This is a genomic window from Amycolatopsis sp. La24, from assembly GCF_029087445.1.
Lineage (GTDB): Bacteria > Actinomycetota > Actinomycetes > Mycobacteriales > Pseudonocardiaceae > Amycolatopsis > Amycolatopsis nivea.
This window is the reverse complement of record NZ_JARACH010000029.1, coordinates 20140-39462: the sequence shown is the minus strand read 5'-3', so window position 1 is coordinate 39462 and position 19323 is coordinate 20140. Positions and strand designations below refer to the sequence as shown.

The 19323-nt window shown below is 69.9% G+C and carries 19 protein-coding genes; 8 read left to right on the top strand and 11 right to left on the bottom strand.

Annotated elements, in window-relative coordinates; all coding sequences use genetic code 11:
- The first annotated feature begins 96 nt into the window (after window positions 1-96).
- From PUT80_RS25605 to PUT80_RS25595, 3 genes are all read left to right on the top strand, one after another.
- Window positions 97-1701 carry a sensor histidine kinase gene (locus PUT80_RS25605; protein WP_167754128.1) on the top strand — a complete coding sequence of 535 codons (1605 nt, stop codon included), beginning with the start codon at window positions 97-99 and terminating at the stop codon, window positions 1699-1701.
- On the top strand, window positions 1698-2366 hold the full coding sequence (locus PUT80_RS25600; protein WP_037818149.1) for a response regulator: 669 nt from the start codon (window positions 1698-1700) through the stop codon (window positions 2364-2366). Before PUT80_RS25605 ends, PUT80_RS25600 begins: the two co-directional genes overlap by 4 nt.
- Window positions 2367-2463: 97 nt before the next feature.
- A complete protein-coding gene (locus tag PUT80_RS25595; RefSeq protein WP_275293738.1) occupies window positions 2464-3231 on the top strand; it encodes an SDR family oxidoreductase in 768 nt (255 codons plus the stop codon).
- Between the two features lie 69 nt (window positions 3232-3300).
- Here the strand turns inward: PUT80_RS25595 and PUT80_RS25590 are convergent, their stop codons facing one another.
- The 8 genes from PUT80_RS25590 to PUT80_RS25555 form a co-directional block, all read right to left on the bottom strand.
- On the bottom strand, window positions 3301-4686 hold the full coding sequence (locus PUT80_RS25590) for a beta-N-acetylhexosaminidase (protein ID WP_275293737.1): 1386 nt from the start codon (window positions 4684-4686) through the stop codon (window positions 3301-3303).
- A 2-nt stretch (window positions 4687-4688) separates the two neighbouring features.
- Window positions 4689-5543 carry a carbohydrate ABC transporter permease gene (locus PUT80_RS25585; RefSeq protein WP_275293736.1) on the bottom strand — a complete coding sequence of 285 codons (855 nt, stop codon included), beginning with the start codon at window positions 5541-5543 and terminating at the stop codon, window positions 4689-4691.
- A complete protein-coding gene (locus tag PUT80_RS25580; protein WP_275293735.1) occupies window positions 5534-6454 on the bottom strand; it encodes a sugar ABC transporter permease in 921 nt (306 codons plus the stop codon). The genes PUT80_RS25585 and PUT80_RS25580 overlap by 10 nt, the downstream gene beginning before the upstream one ends.
- Before the next feature lie 3 nt (window positions 6455-6457).
- Window positions 6458-7741 carry an extracellular solute-binding protein gene (locus PUT80_RS25575; protein WP_275293734.1) on the bottom strand — a complete coding sequence of 428 codons (1284 nt, stop codon included), beginning with the start codon at window positions 7739-7741 and terminating at the stop codon, window positions 6458-6460.
- A 75-nt stretch (window positions 7742-7816) separates the two neighbouring features.
- Complete coding sequence (locus tag PUT80_RS25570; protein WP_134667969.1) at window positions 7817-8950, bottom strand: lactonase family protein; 1134 nt, start codon at window positions 8948-8950, stop codon at window positions 7817-7819.
- A gap of 31 nt (window positions 8951-8981) precedes the next feature.
- Window positions 8982-10373 (bottom strand): gluconate:H+ symporter, encoded by a 1392-nt coding sequence (locus PUT80_RS25565; RefSeq protein ID WP_037818154.1) that lies wholly within the window; start codon window positions 10371-10373, stop codon window positions 8982-8984.
- Complete coding sequence (locus tag PUT80_RS25560) at window positions 10370-11965, bottom strand: D-aminoacylase (protein WP_275293733.1); 1596 nt, start codon at window positions 11963-11965, stop codon at window positions 10370-10372. The genes PUT80_RS25565 and PUT80_RS25560 overlap by 4 nt, the downstream gene beginning before the upstream one ends.
- A complete protein-coding gene (locus PUT80_RS25555) occupies window positions 11965-13263 on the bottom strand; it encodes an amino acid deaminase (protein ID WP_275293732.1) in 1299 nt (432 codons plus the stop codon). Before PUT80_RS25555 ends, PUT80_RS25560 begins: the two co-directional genes overlap by 1 nt.
- Before the next feature lie 99 nt (window positions 13264-13362).
- On the opposite strand from PUT80_RS25555, the gene PUT80_RS25550 reads away from it, so the two are divergent.
- The 3 genes from PUT80_RS25550 to PUT80_RS25540 are packed head-to-tail and all read left to right on the top strand — an operon-like array spanning window position 13363 to window position 15493.
- On the top strand, window positions 13363-14355 hold the full coding sequence (locus PUT80_RS25550; RefSeq protein ID WP_255443624.1) for a sugar kinase: 993 nt from the start codon (window positions 13363-13365) through the stop codon (window positions 14353-14355).
- Window positions 14352-15110, top strand: a complete 759-nt coding sequence (locus PUT80_RS25545; protein WP_037818158.1) for an IclR family transcriptional regulator — start codon at window positions 14352-14354, stop codon at window positions 15108-15110. Before PUT80_RS25550 ends, PUT80_RS25545 begins: the two co-directional genes overlap by 4 nt.
- Complete coding sequence (locus PUT80_RS25540) at window positions 15110-15493, top strand: RidA family protein (RefSeq protein ID WP_043828490.1); 384 nt, start codon at window positions 15110-15112, stop codon at window positions 15491-15493. Before PUT80_RS25545 ends, PUT80_RS25540 begins: the two co-directional genes overlap by 1 nt.
- 48 nt (window positions 15494-15541) lie before the next feature.
- Here PUT80_RS25540 and PUT80_RS25535 read toward each other — a convergent pair whose 3' ends face one another.
- The 3 genes from PUT80_RS25535 to PUT80_RS25525 form a co-directional block, all read right to left on the bottom strand.
- Window positions 15542-16540: a 1-aminocyclopropane-1-carboxylate deaminase gene (locus tag PUT80_RS25535; RefSeq protein ID WP_275293731.1), complete on the bottom strand. Its 999-nt coding sequence runs from the start codon at window positions 16538-16540 to the stop codon at window positions 15542-15544.
- Window positions 16537-17187, bottom strand: coding sequence for a GntR family transcriptional regulator (locus tag PUT80_RS25530; RefSeq protein WP_275293730.1), 651 nt, complete (start codon window positions 17185-17187; stop codon window positions 16537-16539). The genes PUT80_RS25535 and PUT80_RS25530 overlap by 4 nt, the downstream gene beginning before the upstream one ends.
- Before the next feature lie 621 nt (window positions 17188-17808).
- Complete coding sequence (locus PUT80_RS25525; protein ID WP_037818165.1) at window positions 17809-18168, bottom strand: DUF1844 domain-containing protein; 360 nt, start codon at window positions 18166-18168, stop codon at window positions 17809-17811.
- Window positions 18169-18450: 282 nt separating this feature from the next.
- Between PUT80_RS25525 and infC the strand changes: the two genes are divergently transcribed.
- Both infC and rpmI read left to right on the top strand, forming a co-directional pair.
- Entirely contained in the window at window positions 18451-19014 is a 564-nt protein-coding gene (gene infC / locus PUT80_RS25520; RefSeq protein ID WP_200864208.1) for a translation initiation factor IF-3, read from the top strand.
- 76 nt (window positions 19015-19090) lie between these two features.
- Complete coding sequence (gene rpmI, locus PUT80_RS25515) at window positions 19091-19285, top strand: 50S ribosomal protein L35 (protein WP_037818166.1); 195 nt, start codon at window positions 19091-19093, stop codon at window positions 19283-19285.
- Window positions 19286-19323: the final 38 nt, after the last annotated feature.

The following is a 19323-nucleotide window of genomic DNA, read 5'->3' as shown; positions in this document are numbered from 1 at the left end:
TGTGTTCATTGAGTTCGCGGCGGGTCTGTCCGGTGTGGACTTCCCGGCAGCGGCGCCGGAGTGCTGCCGGACCCGTGCGTGTGCTGGTATGAGCGGGTGCCCCCGACACCTCGGATCCGGACGAGCCGCTGGAGCCTGGCCCGTCAGCTGCTGGTGCTGCAGCTGGCGATCCTGCTCGTGCTCGTCTCCGGCGGCATCACTATCGCCTATCTCGACGCCCGGCGCACGACGACCGACCGGGCCGGGGAGCAGTCGCTCGCGGTGGCCCGTTCGATCGCCGACGCGCCCGACGTCGCTCGGGCGGCCGCCACCGCGGACCCGACCGCGACGCTGCAGCCGTATGCGCAGCGGGTGCTCGTGGACACGCGCGTGGACTTCGTGACGATCATGTCGCCGCAAGGAATCCGTTACACGCACCCGAATCCGGCGTTGATCGGGCAGCGGTTCCTCGGGCACATCGAGGCGGCCCAGCAGGGCGGTGTCGTGTCCGAGACCTACACCGGTTCGCTCGGCCCGTCGGTGCGCGTGGTGGTGCCGGTGTTCGACGCGAACCATCGGGTGGTCGCGCTCGTCGCGGTGGGCATCACGATCGCGGCGATCTCGGCCGAGGTGCAGGAACGCGTCTGGCCGCTGCTCGGCGTCGCGGCGGCGGTGTTGCTGGTGGGCGCCTGCGGGGGCTGGCTGGTGAGCGCGCGGCTGAAGCGGCAGACGCGCGGCATCGCGCCCGCGGAGCTGAGCAATCTGTTCGAGTACCACGAGGCGGTGCTGCATTCGGTCCGCGAGGGTGTGCTGCTGGTGGACCGCGACGGCCGGGTCGGGTTGTGCAACGACGGCGCCCGCACCCTGCTCGGGCTGACCGGCGACCCGGTCGGTCAGCCGCTCGCAGACCTGGGGCTGTCGCCCGAGCTGACAGCCGCGTTCACCGCGCCGGAAAACCGCACCGAGGAGTTGCACCTGACGGACTCGCGGGTGCTGGTCGTGAGCACGACGCTCGTCAGCTCCGGCGGACGCGCGCAGGGCACCGTCGTGATCCTGCGCGACCACACCGAACTCCAGACCCTCACCGGCGAGCTGACCACCGCGCGCAGCCTCGCCGAAGCCCTGCGGTCGCAAGCGCACGAAGCGGCGAACCGGCTGCACACGGTCGTGTCGCTGGTGGAGCTCGGCCGTCCCGAGGACGCCGTGGAGTTCGCGACCGCCGAACTCGCGCTGGCGCAGGAGCTCACCGACCGCGTGATGACCGCGGTCGCCGAACCGGTGCTGGCCGCGCTGCTGCTCGGCAAGGCCGCGGAGGCGAGCGAGCGCGGCGTGGAGTTCACCATCACGCCGGACACGATGATCGACGACCTCGGCCCCGGCGTCGCCGGACGGGACCTGGTCACGATCCTCGGCAACCTGATCGACAACGGAATCGACGCGGTGGTGCGGGAATCCGGCGCGCGGCCGGCGGTGGTCGTCACCGCGCGGTCCGAAGAGGACGGTCTGCTGCTGCGCGTCGCGGACAACGGCCCGGGCGTGCCGGAGGAAGCGGTGGGGGAGATGTTCCGCCGGGGCTGGTCGACCAAGGCGGGGGACGAGCACGGTCTCGGGTTGGCGCTGGTCGTGCAGGCGGTCCGGCGCTACGGCGGCACGATCGACGTCGGACGCGACGGCGGCGCGGTGTTCACCGTACGGTTGCCGAGGCAGGAGGTGTCGTCGTGATCCGCGTGCTGGTGGTGGAGGACGAGCCGGTGGCGGCCGAGGCGCACCGGCTGTACGTCGAGCGGCTGCCGGGATTCGCCGTCGCCGGCGTGGTGCATTCCGGCGGCGAGGCGCTGCGCTTCTGCGAGCGCGAACCCGTCGACCTGGTCCTGCTGGACTTCTACCTGCCCGACACGCACGGCCTCGCCGTCTGCCGTTCGCTGCGCGCGGCCGGGCTGCCGATCGACGTCATCGCGGTGACCTCCGCGCGCGACCTCGCGCTGGTCAAGGCCGCGGTCTCGGTCGGGGTCGTGCAGTACCTGCTGAAGCCGTTCACCTTCGCGTCGTTGCGGGACAAGCTGGAGCGCTACGCGTCCTTCCGCGAGGCGTCCGGCGAGGTCACCGGGCAGGCGGAGATCGACCGCGCGCTCGGCACGCTGCGCACCACCGAGGCCGCGCCGCTGCCGAAAGGCATGAGCGCGGAGACGCTGGACGCGATCACCGACGCGCTCGCCGGGGCAGGCGAAGGACTGTCCGCCGGCGGTGCGGCGAGCGCGATCGGGGCGTCCCGGGTCACCGCGCGGCGGTACCTGGAGTACTTGGCGGACAACGGATTGGCCCAGCGCGAACCGCGATACGGGCAGGTCGGACGCCCGGAGGTCTGGTACCGGCTCAAGCCTGGCTGAGCGCTGACCGGACCCGTCAGCGCTTCGTGCGCCCACGGTAAGCGGACTCCCCGAAAGTGTGGACATCGAAGTTCACACCACTCAAGGGGAGCAAGAAATGACGCAGAAGACCGCACTGGTCACCGGCGGCGGCAAGGGCATCGGCCGGGCCGTCGCGACGCGGCTGGCGCACGACGGCGCGCTGGTCGCCGTGCACTACGGCAGCGACGAAGCGGCAGCCAAGGACACTGTCGCGGCGATCGAGGCGAACGGCGGGCAGGCGTTCGCGGTGCAGACGACGCTGGGCGTCGACGGGGACGCGGAGACGCTGCTCGACCGGCTCTCGGCGGAGCTGCGCGAACGCACCGGCGAGGTCGCGCTCGACATCCTGGTCAACAACGCGGCGACCGGCGCCGGTTCGATCACCTCGGCGACGTCCGACGAGTTCGACCGGGTGTTCGCGGTGAACGTGAAAGCACCGTTTTTCTTGGTGCAGAAGCTGTTGCCGGTGCTGCGGGACGGCGGCCGGATCGTCAACATCTCGTCCGCGGACACGCGCATCGCGCTGCCGTTCGAGCTGGCGTACAGCATGACGAAGGGTGCGCTCGACGTGTTCACCCGCAGTCTGGCGCAGGAACTCGGCCAGCGGGGGATCACGGTGAACGGGGTGGCTCCTGGTCCGACGCCGACCGACCGCACGGCGCACATGTTCGCCGACGAGCGGATGCGGGCGGGGATGGCGGGCGCGTCCGCGCTCCGGCGGGTCGCCGACGCGACGGACATCGCGGACGTGGTGGCGTTCCTGGCCTCGGCGGACTCGCGCTGGGTCACCGGGCAGATCATCGACGCGACCGGCGGCACGTTCCTCGGCCCGGCTGGCGTATAACGACCTATACGGCTCGGCTTCGGCAAGTCCGAAGCCGAGCCGCTTCGCGGGGAGGGAATACCGCAGAGATCAGCGGGGCCGTCCTGGCGCGTCCGGCCGGGTCTGCCACGGATGCGGGCCGTCGAGCGGCCGGTACTCCACGCCGAGCGCGTCCAGCCGCGGCAGATGGTGGTCGCGCAGCCGGGGCAGAAACTCCGCGTAGTCGCGTGGTCCGCTGCTCCACGCGACCTCGGCGAACGCCGACAAGCGAGGGAACGCCGCGTAGTCCGTCCGCCGCACGGTGTCCAGGTGTTCGGACCACAGCTGCGCCTGGACGCCGCGCACGTGCGGTCCGGATTCGGGCTCGAAACCGTAGAAGTGTTCGAGGTCCTGGAGGTAGCCGACCGGGATCGGTTCGTCCGGGTGGTCGCTTTGCCGGTGGTCGAGGTACACGCCGTCCTCGGGGCAAAACACCACCTCGTGCCCGCGCTTCACCGCCAGCGAGGCGCGTTCGCGGTCCTGCCACACGCCGATCACCATCGTCGGCAGATCGCCGCCGTCGAGGACCTCGTCCCAGCCCATCGGCGTGCGGCCGCGCGCGACGAGATGGTCGGCGATGGCCCGGACGAACCGGTGGTGCGCCTCGGTGACGCCGGGCACCTCATCCCCGCCGAGCGCGATCACCGGGGACGGGAAGATGTCCAGCACGTGGTCGAAGACCGTGCGGAAGAAGTCCAGAGTGGACTCCGACGGATCCAGCAGCGACGTGCTGATGCCCCAGGAAGTCCAGACCTCCCAAGGGGTGTCGCTGGCCGGGCCGAGTTCCGGGTACGCGGTGATGGCGGCCCGGGCGTGCCCGGGAATGTCCACTTCGGGCACCACGGTGATCGCTCGCGCGGCGGCGTACGCGACGATCTCGCGCAGATCGTCCACAGTGTAGTAACCGCCGTGCGGGCGGCCGTCGCGTTCCGGACCGTCGTGCCGGCCGACCATCGACGACTTCCGCCAGCCGCCGACCGACGTGAGCCGGGGGAATTCCGGCGTTTCGATCCGCCAGCCCTGGTCGTCGGTGAGGTGCAGGTTCAGCACGTTCATCTTGTGCGCGGCCAGCAGGTCGACGAACCGCAGCACCTCGGCCTTCGTCCGGAAGTGCCGGGATACGTCGTAAAGACAGCCGCGCCAGGCGAAACGCGGATGGTCGGTGATCGTCCCGCACGGCAGCTCGACCGGTCCATTGTGGATCGACGCGGCCCGGAACGCGTCCGGACCGGCCAGCTGGCGCAGGGTTTGCCGACCGTAGAACTCGCCCGCGGAGTCGGCCGCTTCGAGCGTGACGCCTTCCGGCGTGATGTGCAGCTGGTAGCCCTCGGCGGGCAGATCCGCGGTGCGCACCTCCACCGGAGCGGGCCACGGGCAGGTGCCGGCCGCCGCTTCCGCGGACACCGGGCGGGGGAGGAGAGTGTCGAAACCGGACATGGTCATCCCTTCACGGCCCCGGCGGTCCCGCCGATGAGTTTCCGTTGCACCAGCACGAAGAACACCAGCACCGGAATCGTCATCAGGGTGGACGAGGCCATCACGGCGCCCCAGTCGGTGTCCTCCGGTTTGAAGAACACCAGGATCGCCTGCGGCAGAGTCTGGTTTTCGGTCTTGGAGATGATGAACGTCTTGGCGAACAGGAAGTCGTTCCACGCGTGGATGAACGCGAGCACGCTCACCGCGACGAGCCCGGGAGCGACGAGCGGGAACAGGATCTGCCAGGTGAACCGCATCCGCGACGCACCGTCCAAAGTGGCCGCTTCCTCCAGTTCGGCGGGCACCGCGGCGACGAACCCGCGCAGCATCCAGATCGCGAACGGCAGGCTGAACGCCAGGTGCACCAGCACGAGCGAGCCCAGTTCGTTGAGCCCGAACGCGGGCACCGTGCCGCCGACCGAGCGCATCAGGAAGAACAGCGGGATGGTCAGCGCCTCCACCGGCACCATCTGCGCCACCAGCAGCATCACCAGCAGCACCGCGCGCCCGCGGAACCGGAACCGGGTGAGCGCCACCGCAGAAAGGAACGAGAACACCAGGGACAGCAGCACCACGACGACCGCGACCACGAGGCTGTTGAGGAAATACCGGCCGAATCCGGAGACCGTGAGCACGCGCTGGAAACTGTCCAGCGACGGCGAGAACGTCCAGGGTTTCGGATGCGCCGACTGGATTTCGCCCGCCGGCTTGAACCCCGAGAGCACCATCCAGTACAGCGGGAACGCGACGATCCCGGCGATCACCACGGTCACGATTTCGGCGACGAGCCGCGCGGGGCGGCGCACTTTCAGAGCCATGCGGCACTCCGGCGCTGGGACCGGACGTACAGCCCGGTGATCGACAGCAGCAGCAAGGTCATCACGACCCCGATCGCCGAGCCGAGCCCGTACTCCTGCCCGGCGAACGCCTGCTGGTAGGCGTAGACGTTGAGGATCAGGTTCCGGCCCGCGATGCCGCCTCCGTTGGTCATCACGTAGATCTGGGTGAACACCTTGAAGTCCCAGATGATCGACTGCACGGTCGCGATGGTCAGCAGCGGCTGCACCGCGGGCAGGACCACCGACCGCGTCGTGCGCCAGACCGACGCGCCGTCGAGCGCGGCGGCCTCCAGCGTCTCCTTCGGCACCCCGCTGATCCCGGCGTACATGGTCACCATCACGAACGGGAACGAGCACCAGATCACCTCGGCGGCGACCAGCCCGAACGTGCCGAAGGTGCCGAACGTCCAGGAATGGTGCTCCATCCCGCTGAACCCGATGCCCGAGAGCACCTCGTTGACCAGGCCGAAGTCGGTGTCGAAGAGGAACAGCCAGACGTACGAGCCGGCGATCGCCGGGGTCGCCCACGCGCCGAGCGCCGCCAGGAACAGCAGCATGCGCGGCAGTGCGCGGACCCGGCTCGCCAGCACGGCCAGCGCCGTGCCGACGACCAGGCTGCCGATCACGCAGGCCGCGGCGAACCCGACCGTCTTGGCCAGCACCGTCCAGAACTGGACGTCGGCCAGCAGGCTGGCGTAGTTGTCGAGGCCGAGGAACACCAGCGGGGCCGCACCCGCCGCCTGCGGCTGGCCGTAGTCGTAGAGCGAGATCACGACCAGCTGGTAAATCGGGTACACCAGCAGCGCGGCGAGCAGGATGCCCGCCGGCAGCAGGTAGAGAAGAGCCGCGCGGCCGTCGCGGCGGACGGTCGCGGAACGGACTGCGGCCACGGGTCAGCCGAAGTTCTTGTTCATCGCCGCGGCGGCGTCGGCCAGCGCGGCGTTCGCGTCCTTGCCGCCGGTCGCGATCTGCTGCACGGCGGTGGGCAGGACGTTCTGGCTGTCGATCTTGGACCACGCCGGGGTGCTCGGCACGAACTTGGTGCCCGCGCTCAGGGTGTCCACGAACGCCTTCAACGTCGGGTCGCTGGCGGCGAGTTTCTTCTGCACCGACGCGAGGGTGGGCAGGTTGCCCATCGCCGCGTACATCTTCTCCTGGTACTTGACGCCGGCCAGCAGCTCGGCGAACTGCACCGCGAGACCGTGGCGCTGGCTCGCGCCGAACACGCCGAGCAGGTTGCCGCCGGCGAACGCGGGCGCGACGGAACCCGGGGCGGTGCCGGGCAGCGGCATGATCGCGTACTTGCCCTTCACCGCGCCCTTTTCGACGGCCTTGCGGTTGAAGTCGCCGCCGATCACCATGCCCGCCTTGCCGCCGGCGAACGCGGTGACGCTCTGCGTTCCGGTGAGGTTGGCGCAGGCGGCCGGCGGGCAGATGTCGTCCTTGATCAGGTTCGCGTACGCGGTGACGCCGGCTTTGGCCTGCGGTGAGTCCACAGTGGACGTCCACTTGCCGTTGTCCTGTTTGGCCAGGTCGCCGCCGTTGGCCCAGATGAACGGCAGCATCGCGTAGGTGTACTTGCCGCCGGTCGCGATGCCGTACAGGTCCGGCTTCTTCTCGCGGATCTTGCGCGCGTCTTCGGTCAGCTCGGCCAGCGTCGCCGGCGGCTTGAGGCCGAGTTCGGCGAAGACGTCGGTGCGGTAGTACAACGCGCGGATGCCGGTGTACCAGGGGATGCCGTAGATCTTGCCGTTCGCCTTGGCGGTGTCCACCACGGACGGAAGCAGGTCCTTGCCGTCCGACCAGTTCGCGATGTCCTTGGTGAGATCGGACAACGCGCCGGTCTGCGCGTAGCTGGAGACGTCGGTGTTGCCGAATTCGGCGACGTCGGGGGCGTTGGACGGGTCGTTGAACGCGCCGGAGAACTTGTCCGCGCGGCCTTCGACCGGAACCCACTGCACGTCGACCTTCACGCCGGCGTGGCTGGCCTCGAATTCGGTGATCGCTTCCTTGACCGCGGCCTCCTTCGGCGCGCGGTTCGCTTCGTCGAACAGCCAGACTCTCAGCGTGCCGTCGGTTTGGTTTCCGCCGGCGGCGGCCGGGCCGGATTGGGTGGGCGCGCACGCGGCGAGCAACGCCAGCGTGGCGACAGCGGGCAGGACAGAACGCAGCTTCATCGGTGACTCCTGTCGCGGGGACCGGTCAAAGACCGGGAAAGACGGGGCTGTGCGGCGTGACAGCCCCGGTTTTTCTCAGACGAAGAAGACAGAGTTGACGTTCGGCACGGCGAGCGAGCCCGCGGACTTGCCGGGCAGACCGGTGGCCGGGTCGCGCGGCAGCCAGGTGACGGTGCCGGAGCGCTGGTTGGAGACGTAGAACCACTTCTCGTCCGGGTCCAGCGCGAGATGCCGCGGCCAGTTGCCGCCGGACGCCGCCGAGGAGACCAGGGTGAGCCCGGCTCCGCCGTCGGCGACGGTGAAGGTGGCGATGGTGTTGGGGCCGCGCACGGTGGCGTAGACGAACTTCCCGTCGCGCGAAACGGTGATCTCGCCGGGGAACAGTTCGCCGGTGCTGCCCGGCGGAACCGCGGGCACCACGGCGATCGGCTTGAACGTGCCGGTGGCGGAGTCCCAGCTGGCGACGGTGATCTCCGGCCGCAGTTCCTGGGCGACGTAAGCGAATTTGCCGTTCGGGTGGAACGCGAGATGCCGCGGTCCCGCACCGGCCGGAAGGGTGATCTGCTTGTGCAGCTTCAGCTTTCCCTTGCCGGTGTCGAACGAGTAGACGTACACCGAGTCGGTGCCGAGGTCGACCGCGAGCACCCACTTGCCGGACGGATCGGTGACGACCTGGTGCGCGTGCGGCTCTTTGCCCTGGTGCTGCTGCAGATCGGTGGCCGCGCCGAGTTTGCCGCCGGACTTGATCGGCAGCACCACGACGCTGCCGGAGTCGTAATTCGCGGCCAGCACGTACTTCTGGCTCGGGTGCACCGAAAGGTGCGTGGGCGAGCCGCCCTTCGAGGACGTCGACCCGAGCAGCTTCGGCCGGGTCGGGTCGGAGATGTCCAACGCGGACACCGTGCCGGTCTCCGCGCCCTCGTTTTCGTTGGTGACGTACAAGATCCGGCCGTCGCGAGTCCGGTCGAACCAGGAGACGTCGGTCAGCTTCGGGACGGTGCGCACCGGCGTGAGCGCGGGGCTTCCCGCCGCTCGCTGGGTGACGTCCAGTCCGTGGCCGGCCGGCGCGGAGTTGGTGTAGCTGCCGACGTACACCGTCGTGGCCGCGCGCGGCCGGGGCGCTGCCGTGGCGAGCTGTGCGCCCACCACGGCGGCGGCTCCGGCCGCGCCGACTGCTCCGACGAACGTGCGGCGGGAAATCTCGGTCATCGAATACCCCCGGAACATGTGCCGATGTGGTTCAGACCAATGCCATCGCCAATGCTGCCACACCGAAACCGCTCAAGGAAAGGACTGTTTCCAAAGCCGTCCAGGTTTTCAGGGTCTGGGTCACGGTCAGCCCGAAATACCGGGACACGATCCAGAATCCGCCGTCGTTCACGTGCGAGGCGATGATCGACCCGGCCGAGATCGCGACCACGACGAGCGCCAATTGTGCTTGCGAATAATGCAGTTCCATCACCGTCGGCGCGACGATGCCGCTCGTGGTCACGATCGCGACCGTCGCGGAACCCTGGGCGATGCGCATGCCGCAGCTGATGATGTACGCGGCCAAAAGCACGGGAAGCCCGGCGTCGCCTAGGGAACCGGCCACCGCCTTGCCGATGCCGGTGGCGGACAGCACCGCTCCGAAGAACGAACCCGCGCCCACCACGAGAAGAATCATCGCGACCGGGCGCAGCGCGTTCGCGGAAAGCTGGGCGAGGTCCGTGCCGCTCATCCCGCGGCGGCGGCCGAGCAGCCACGACGCGAGGATGGTCGCGATGGTCAGCGCGATGGCGGGCGTGCCGAGGAACGCCGCGATGCCCGCGCCGGTGGACCCCTTGGGCAGCAGGATGCTGCCGAACGTGCCTACCAGGATCAGCACCAGCGGCACCGCGATGATCCCGCCGACCAGCTTGAGCGACGGCGCGGGGCCGTCCTGCTCGCCGTCTTCGCCCGCGAGCTTCGCGAAGTCCTCGGCCAGCGGCACGTTCACGCGCTTGCCGATCCACGTCGAGTACAGGATGCCGCCGATGAACCAGGCCGGGATGCCGCAGACCGCGCCCATCAGGATCAGCCAGCCGAGATCCACGTGCAGCAGCCCGGCCGCGGCGACCGGTCCCGGGTGCGGCGGGATGAAGGCGTGCGTGATGGAAAGCCCGGCCAGCAACGGCATCGCGTACAGCACGATCGACCGGCCGCCCTGCTTCGCTGCGGCGTAGACCAGCGGCGCGAGCACGAAAATGCCGATGTCGAAGAACACCGGGATGCCGAAGATGAGACCGGAAAGACCCATCGCGAGCGGAGCGCGTTTCTCGCCGAACGTGCGCAGCAGCGCCGCGGTGAGCACGCGCGCGCCGCCGGATTTCTCCAGGATCGAGCCGAGCAGCGTGCCCAGCCCGATGATCGCCGCGATGTGCCCGAGAATGCTGCCGAAACCCTTCTCCAGCAGCGAATCGGACGTCTTCTGCGCGGTGCCGACCAGGGTGCCGACCGGCACGCCCGCGGCCAGCGCGGTGAGCAGGCCCACCACGATCAAGGCGATGAACGGTTCGAGCTTCACCTTGATGATGAGGAAAAGCAGCACCGCGATGGACACCGCGGCCAGCGTGAGCAGACCGGCGGTGCTGGTCTGCAGCCAGTGGATCATCGTCGACTCCCGGGATGGCGAAGGGAATGCCCGGCGAGCGCGCCGGTGGGGGACCCGTCTTCGAGCGCGGCGACGCCGTTGACGAAGACAGCGGAGAGACCCGCGGCGGGCTGCCGCGGATTGTCGAACGTCGCGGTGTCGGCGACCGTGTCCGGGTCGAACAGCACCAGATCGGCCGCGTGCCCGGGGCGGACGAGGCCCCGGTCGGACAGCCCCAGCCGCCGTGCCGCGCGCCCGGTGAGGTGCGCGACGCAGTCTGCCAGTTCGAGAACGCCCAGTTCGCGGACGTAGCGGGCGAGGTAGCGCGGGAAGGTGCCCCACGCCCGGGGATGCGGCCGCGCGCCGACCAGCAGGCCGTCCGAGCCGCCGGTGTGCGTGCGGTGCCGCATGATGGCCTGCACGTTTTCCTCGTGTCCCACGTGCATGAGGCAGGACGTGCCGAGCTTTTCGTCGATCAGCGTGTCGAAGTACAGCTCTGCCGGGGTTTTCCCGTTCTTGCGGGCCGAAGCGAGGACGCTGTGCCCCACCAATGCGGCGTTCTCCTCGCGGCGCACGCCGTTGATTTCGATGGCGTCCCAGTCGATCGGCACGCCGTGCGCACCGTCCGAACCGGACTCCTCGATCTCGGCGCGGATGCGTTCGCGAGTGTCCGGATCGGACAGCCGGGCGAGCGTGGGCTCCAAGCCGCCTTCGGTGGACCAGCTCGGCAGCAGCGCGGACAGGTAGGTCGCGCCGGGCAGGTACGGGTACGTGTCGAGGGTGATGTCGCAGCCGTCGTCGAGGGCGTTGTCCAGCAGCCGCAACAGATCCGGTGCCTTGCCCTTGTTGACGGAGAAGTTCATCGTCGCGTGCGCGAGGTGCAGCGGGCAGCCGGAGCGGCGGGAGACGTCGACCATCTCCGCGAACGCCTCCAGCGCGCCCGCGCCGTAGCTGCGGTGGTGCGGGCTGTAGTAGCCGCCGCGCTCGCCGACCACGCGGCACAGCTCGACCAGTTCCTCGGTGGTCGCGTACATCCCGGGCGTGTAGGTCAGCCCGGACGACAGGCCGAACGCGCCTTCGGACAGCCCGGTCGCGATGAGCTCCTGCATCCGGGCCAGCTCGGCGTCCGTGGCGGGCCGGTCCTCCCAGCCCACCACCAGCATCCGCACCGTGCCCTGCGGGACCAGGTACGCCGCGTTCGTCGCGATGCCCTGGTCGAGCCGGTCGAGGTACTCGCCGACCGAGCGCCAGTTCCAGTCGAAGCCCGCCGGGTCGTCGTTCCATCCGGCCAGCTGCTGGCGCAGGCTCGCGAGCACTTCGTCGTTGACCGGCGCGTAGGAGAGACCGTCCTGCCCCAGCACCTCGGTGGTTACGCCCTGGCTGATTTTCGCCAGATGGTCCGGGTTGGCGAGCACCTGCAGGTCGGAATGCGAGTGCATGTCGATGAACCCGGGGGAGAGGACCAGCCCGGTCGCGTCGAGCACGCGCGGCGCGGTCAGGTCTCCCGGCGCGGCGACGTCGGCGATGCGGTCGCCGTCGATCCCGACGTCGCGGATCTCCAGCGGGGCCCCGGTTCCGTCGGCGACGCGCGCGCCGCGGATCACGAGGTCCATCAGAACCACGTCCGCACGAAATCGACCACTGTTTCGCCGTCGCTGTCCACGACCGGCAGCAGCGACCACTTGTCGAACGTCGTGCAGGGATGCGACAGCCCGAGCCGGATCCAGTCGCCGACCTCGACCGGCGACCCTTCGAGCAGTTCGAGGAACGCGTGCTGGTCGTTGAGCTTCGGGACGGTGTGCCCGGTCAGCTCGGTGACGACGCCGTCCTTGCGCAGCAACTGCGGCTCCGGCATGCCTTCGTCGTACGGCAGGTCGCGCTTGCCCGCGGTGAGCAGCGCCAGCTCCGGCGTCGGCTTCGACGTGACCTGCGCCCACGCGTGCAATGCCGGACGGAAGCTGTCGACGCCAGCGATGCGCGGGTGCTCGCCGAGCGGCGAGATCTCGCGGTAGAAGCCGTCGTCGTGCGTCAGGTACGCGCCGCTGCGCAGGATCGGAACCACTTCGAGCCCGTCCGGCCACGGCTTGGTCAGCTCGTCCACGACGCGGTCGAAGTACGCGCTGCCGCCCGCGGTGACGTACACCGGACCGTCGGCGAGCAAACCCTTCTCCGCGAAGGTGATCGTCGCGTCGCGAAGACTGTCCACATAGGAACTGATCTTCGCCAACGCCGCGTCGTCGGTGTGGTGCGAAAGCGCGCCCTCGTAGCCGCCGGCGCCGCGCAGGCGCAACACCGGGCTCTTCGCCGCCGCTTCGGCAACCGCCAGCGCGGTCGCGGCGTCGCGGACACCGGTGCGGCCGCCTTCGCCGCCCAGCTCCACCAGCACGTCGACGGGCCGCTCGGTGCCCGCGAGGGCTTCGGTCATCAGCTCGACGCTGCGCACCGAGTCGACCCAGCAGACGAACTCGAAATCCGGGTCCGCCGCCAGCTCGCCGGCCAGCCAGCGCAGCGCGGACGGGTCCACGAGCTGGTTCGCCAGCAGGATCCGCGGCACGCCGAACGCGCGGTAGATCCGCACGTGCCCGGCGTTCGCCGCGGTGATGCCCCACGAACCGTGCTCCAGCTGCCGGGCGAACAGCTCCGGAGCCATCGTCGTCTTGCCGTGCGGCGCGAGCGCGATCCCGCGTTCGGCGCACCAGCGGGCCATAGTGGCGAGGTTGTGCTCCATCGCGGCCGCGTCGAGCACTACGAACGGACCGAAGAAGCCGTCGTCGAAGAGCTTCGCGCGGCGGGCCGCGGCTTCGTCGAGAGTGAGCCCGGACAGTGCCGGGGGGAGAGCGCGGAAGCGCCAGTCGATCCGTTCGCCGCGCCCGGCTCGGACGGCGGCGGTGAGAGCGGCGTTGCTGTTCATCTGGGACCTCGGTTGCGTATCTTGCAACGGACGTTGCGCAAAATGCGTTGCATAGGTGTAGCATCCGGGTCGCCACAGGTCAACGGGGAAGGGACGTCAGTGACCAGCAGTCCGACCGGGTCGCCCGAAGTGCTCTGCATCGGCGAGTCGATGGCGTTGTTCGTGCCGGCCGAGCCCGGGCCGCCGGACGAGGTGCGCACTTGGCTGCGCACCATCGGCGGAGCGGAGTCCAACGTCGCGTGCCACCTGCCCGCGCTCGGCGTGCCGAGCGGATGGGTCAGCGCGGTCGGCGACGACCCGTTCGGCCGCGCGCTCGTCCGCGAGATCGCTTCGGCGGGCGTGGACGTGCGCGGCGTCGTCTTCGACCCGGCCAGGCCGACCGGGCTGTACGTGAAGGAAAGCGGCGCGGGCGGCAGTCCGGTCCGCTACTACCGCTCGGGTTCCGCCGCGTCCGGCATGGGCCCGGAACTGGTGTCCCAGCTGGACTTCTCCGGTGTTCGCGTGCTGCACCTGTCCGGGATCACGCCCGCGCTCTCGGACAGCTGCCTCGCGCTCGTCCGCGCGCTGCTCGACCGGCCGCGCGGCGACCTGCTCGTGTCGTTCGACGTCAACCACCGCCCCGCGCTGTGGACCGGACGCGACCAGTCCGTCCTCGCCGAACTTGCCGGGAAGGCCGATCTGGTGCTGACCGGCGACGACGAGGCGGAACGCGTGTGGGGCACCGGCGACCCGGTGCGGCTGCGCGCCCTTCTGCCTGGTCCGCGCACGCTGGTGGTCAAGCACGGGGAACGCGGCGCGACGCTCGTCGAGGGCTCGGCCGAACCGCTGTTCTCGCCCGCGCTTCGGGTCGATGTCGTCGAGCCGGTCGGTGCCGGAGACGCGTTCGCCGCTGGATTCCTGGCCGCGACTCTGCGCGGAGCCGACCCCCTGACGAGGCTCCGTCGCGGGCACCTGCAAGCTGCCGCGACACTGTTGACTCAAGACGACGTCGGCGTGCCGCTGGCCGAGGCCGTCGTGACGAAACTGGTGCAGGCGGACGCCGACGGCTGGGGTTCGGTCCGGCTCACCGGGGAGGGAGTGGTGGTCACGTGAGCCAAAGTCTCGACCGCGCGCTGACGCTGCTGAGCGGTCTCGCCCGCGGCGGCAAGACGCTCGACGAGCTGGCCGAGGAGATCGGCGTGCACAAGACGACCGTGCTGCGGTTGCTGCGCACGCTCGAATCGCACCATTTCGTGCGGCGCGAAGGAGCCCGGCACTACCGGCTCGGCAGCGCGCTTTTCGACCTCGCCAACCAGGCACTGGAGGACCGCGATGTCCGGCGCAGTTCGCACGAAGCGCTCGCCGCGCTGAACTCGCGCACCGGGCACACCGTGCACCTCGCGTCCTATGAGGACGGTGAGGTGGTGTACATCGACAAGTTCGAGGGACATCACGCGGTCCGGATGTACTCGCGGGTCGGCAAACGCGCGCCGTTGCACTGCACCGCGGTCGGCAAGGTTCTCGTGGCCGCGATGCCGCGGGCGAAACGCGAGGAGATCGCCCGCGCGATCGACTACGTCGTGCTCACCGCCAACACCATCACCACGCCCGAGGCGTACCTGGCCGAACTGGACCAGGTCGCTGAGCGCGGGTACGCGGTGGACAATGCCGAGCACGAGGACTTCATCCACTGCATTTCCGCGCCGGTGCGCGGCGCGGGCGGCGAGGTGCTCGCCGCGGCGTCGATGTCGGTGCCGAAGGTGCTGCTGGACTACGACGGGCTGCTGGCGCTCGTGCCCGAGCTGCTGGCCGCCGCCGAGGAAGCTTCCGTCCACAGTGGATGGACGGGGAACGGAAAGGGGCAATGATGGGCAAGACGGCGATCACCAGCGAGAACGCGCCGAAGCCGCCGGCGAACTTCTCGCAGGCCGTCCGCAAGGGGAACATCCTCCAGGTCGCCGGCGCGGTCGCGTTCGACCCGGCCACCGGGGAGATCGTCGGCGACGACGTGGTGAGCCAGACCCGGCAGGTGTTCAAGAACCTGACCGCGCTGCTCGAAGAAGCGGGCTCGAGCTTCGCGGACGCGGTGATGGTGCGCGTGTACCTCACCGACACCAGCCACTTCGCCGCGTTCAACGAGGTCTACAACGAACTGATCGGCGAAGCCCCGTACGCGGCCCGCACCACGGTGTACGTCGGGCTGCCCGCCGGGCTCCTGGTCGAGATCGACGTGCTCGCCGTCCTCGACTGACGCGGTTTCTCGTGAGCGGCGGCACCGAAGCCGCCGCTCACGAGCGCTTCAGCCGAGCACGCTCGTGTACGCGTTGATCGCGGGCTGCCCGCCGAGATGCGCGTAGAGGACGTTCGAATCCTTCGCGATCTCGCCGCTGCGCACGAGATCGATCAGCCCGGCCATCGACTTCCCTTCGTACACCGGGTCGGTGATCATGCCTTCCAGCCGCGCGGCGGTCCGGATCGCCTCGAGCGTCTGCTCGTCCGGAATCCCGTAAACCCCCGCGTGGTACCGCTCGTCGAGTTCGGCTTCCCCGACCGGCCCGGCCTCGATCAGCTCCGCCGTGCTCTTCGCGATCCGCCCGATCTGCTCGCGCGTCTCGCCGGGCTTCGCCGACGCGTCGATCCCCAGGATCCGCCGCGGCTTCCCGCTCACCTCCGCCCCCGCGATCATCCCCGCCTGCGTGCTGCCGGTGACCGAGCACACCACGACGGTGTCGAAGAAAACGCCGAGTTCGCGTTCCTGCTCTTCGAGCTCCAGCACCCAGTTCGCGAAGCCGAGCCCGCCGAGCCGATGATCCGACGCCCCGGCCGGGATCGCGTACGGCGTGCCGCCGTTCGCCTCGACCTCCGCCAGCGCCCGTTCCCAGCTCTCCTTGAACCCGATGCCGAACCCGGCGTCGACGAGCCGGACGTCCGCGCCGAGGATCCGCGACAGCTGGATGTTGCCGACCTTGTCGTGCAGCGGATCGTCCCAGTCGACCCAGCTTTCCTGCACCAGCACGGCTTTCATGCCCGCGCGCGCCGCCGCGGCCGCGACCTGGCGCGTGTGGTTCGACTGCACGCCGCCGATCGAGACGAGCGTGTCCGCGCCCCCGGCGAGCGCGTCGGCGACGAGGTACTCGAGCTTGCGCGTCTTGTTGCCGCCGTAGGCGAGGCCGGAGTTGAGGTCCTCGCGCTTGGCCCAGACGGCCGCGCCGCCGAGGTGTTCGGTCAGCCGGTCGAGCCGGTGCACCGGCGAAGGCCCGACGAGCAACGGGAAACGGGGGAAATCAGCCAGGCTCACGCGTCCTCCAGGAGGGCTTCGAGATCGGTCCAAATCGTTGAGGTGAGCTGCGCGGCGGTTTTCTCGTCGCCGCTTTCGAGCGCGTCGATGAGCTCCTCGTGCCGGGCGACCGACCGATGCGCGGGCAACGAACTGAACCGCGCGTACTCGAGACGGCGCAGCAACGGCGTGTACCGGTCGAGCGTCGCCGCGACCGCCCGGTTGCCGCACGCGCGCACCGGAACGTCGTGCAATTGGTCGTCCGCCTCGATCGCCCTGCCGACGTCCCCCTCGGCCACCGCTTCCCGGAATCGCTCGTTGGCCGCGCGCATTTCCGCGATCTGCCGCGCGCTTAACCGAGCTTCGCGCACGACCAGCTCGTGCAACGCCCGCACGAGCCGAACCGCGTCGCGAACGTCACCGGCGTCGAACTCGGCGACCCTCGTGTAACTCTGCGGCTTCGACACGACCAGCCGGTCCTCGGCCAGCCGCAGCAGCGCCTGCCGGACCGGCGCGCGGGAAAGCCCGAGCTGCTCGGCGAGGTCAGCGTCGCGCAGGGGAGTGCCCGGCGGAAGGCTGCCGTCGATGATGGCGTGCCGGATCCGCTCGTACGCCTCGTCGCGCAGCAGCGACCGGGAGACCTTGGGGAGTGCACTCACATCTAACATGTTAGATGTCGGGCTGCGGGGAGGCAATGGCTCGGGACGGAGGGATGCGGCTGGCGCGGGGTGGTGGCGGCTCTGCAACGGGCTGGTGGTCGCACGGGTCGGCGTCGCGTGGCTTAGTTGTCCGGCCTGGCGGCCGCGCGGGTTGGCCTCGTGCGGTTCAGCCGTGGGCCTGGCGGCCGCGCGGGTTGGCGTTGTGCAGTTCAGCCGCGGGCGTGTCGGTCGCATGGTGTCGCGCGGTTCAGCTGCGGGTCAGGTGGCCGCATCGGTCGGCGTCGTGGAGCTCGGCTGCGGTCGTCGGGCGGTCCGTGCACCGGAGCGCGGTCGCGGTCCAGGCAAGCTGCCGGACCGGATCTTCGCGGTCACCGGGCCGAACCCGGTGCCGGAGCGCGGCGATCACCCGAGTCGAATCTTCGCGGATCGCCAGACTCCGGCACCCGGCACGACCGGGTCCATCGCGTCGGCCCGCCGGGAGCGTCGATCGCGAACCGGGGCAGTGTCACGCGGCCCCGACCCGGCGCGCCCGAGGCCTTATCGCCGCCCGCCCTCACCCGGAAACGCCGAAGACCCGCCCGGCGATGCCGCGAGGCGGGTCTTCGAAGGTCGCTCGGAACGGCTTCCGGCTCAGTAAACCGGCCCGGTGTACTTCTCGCCCGGCCCCTGACCCGGCGGGTCCGGCACGACCGACGCCTCGCGGAACGCCTTCTGCAGCGACTGCAGCCCGTCACGAAGGGGCCCGGCGTGCAGACCGAGGTACTCGGCGGAGGCGGTCACGAGCCCGGCGAGCGCGGTGATGAGGCGGCGCGCCTCGTCGAGGTCGCGGTGCGGCGAGTTCTCCGGGTCGGCGTCGGCGAGGCCGAGGCGTTCGGCGCCCGCGGACAGCAGCATCACCGCGGCGCGGCTGATCACCTCGACGCTGGGGATCTCCTCGAGCCCGCGGTCGTCGGGGGAATACGGGGGCGGTGGCGAAGGTTGTTCAGGCACGTCTGGTACCCTTCCATGTGCGACCAGCTCCCGAGCGATCGGGGGCGGCAAGTGGAGCCCCGCTCCCACCCGTCTCACCGCTACAGGTGTCCGGGTCCGGTCTCGCCGAAGCAGTGCGTGCCGTTGCGGCAGCGTACTGCGGAGGCGAAGCGTTCGGCCGTCCGGCCGGGCGCGATCGGAGACAGAGCGGGCCCCGTGCACCGGCAGCAGCCGGAGGCGGGGCCTGAATCATGTGGGCACCAGGTCGAAACGAGAAAACATCACTCGGACCAAGGAGGCCCCATCAGCTCCGAGACACGCATCAACGACCGCATCCGGGTGCCGGAAGTCCGGCTCGTCGGCCCCAACGGCGAGCAGGTCGGCATTGTCCGGATCGAAGATGCGCTGCGGCTTGCGCAGGAGGCGGACCTCGACCTCGTCGAGGTGGCCCCGCAGGCACGCCCGCCCGTGGCCAAGCTCATGGACTTCGGCAAGTTCAAGTACGAGAGCGCGCAGAAGGCCCGCGACTCCCGGCGCAACCAGCATCTGACCGTCATCAAGGAACAGAAGCTGCGGCCGAAGATCGACCAGCACGACTACGAGACCAAGAAGGGTCACGTGTCGCGGTTCCTGGCGGCGGGCAACAAGGTCAAGGTCACGATCATGTTCCGCGGTCGCGAGCAGTCCCGGCCGGAGCTCGGGTTCCGGCTCCTGCAGAAGCTCGCCGACGACGTCACCGAGCTCGGCTTCGTGGAATCGTCGCCGAAGCAGGACGGACGCAACATGATCATGGTGCTGGCCCCGCACAAGAACGTGAAGCCGAAGGCGGCGAAAGCCGAATCGGCCGAATCGGCTCCCGAGGCGTAGCGCCCCAGCGCCGACCAGCACAGTCAGCGGCACACCGGTGATCCGGTGTGCCGCCGCACGAAAGAGGACTACAAGCATGCCGAAGATGAAGACGCACAAGGGCACGTCGAAGCGGATCCGCGTGACCGGTTCGGGCAAGCTGCGTCGCCAGAAGGCCGGCCGTCGCCACCTGATGGAGAAGAAGTCCAACCGCCTCACCCGCCGTCTCGAGGGCACCACCGAGGTCGCCCAGAACGACGTCGGCCGCGTGAAGCGCCTGCTCGGCCGCTGAGGCCCGCACCCTTTCCCGACCACCCCGGGGTCCCCGTA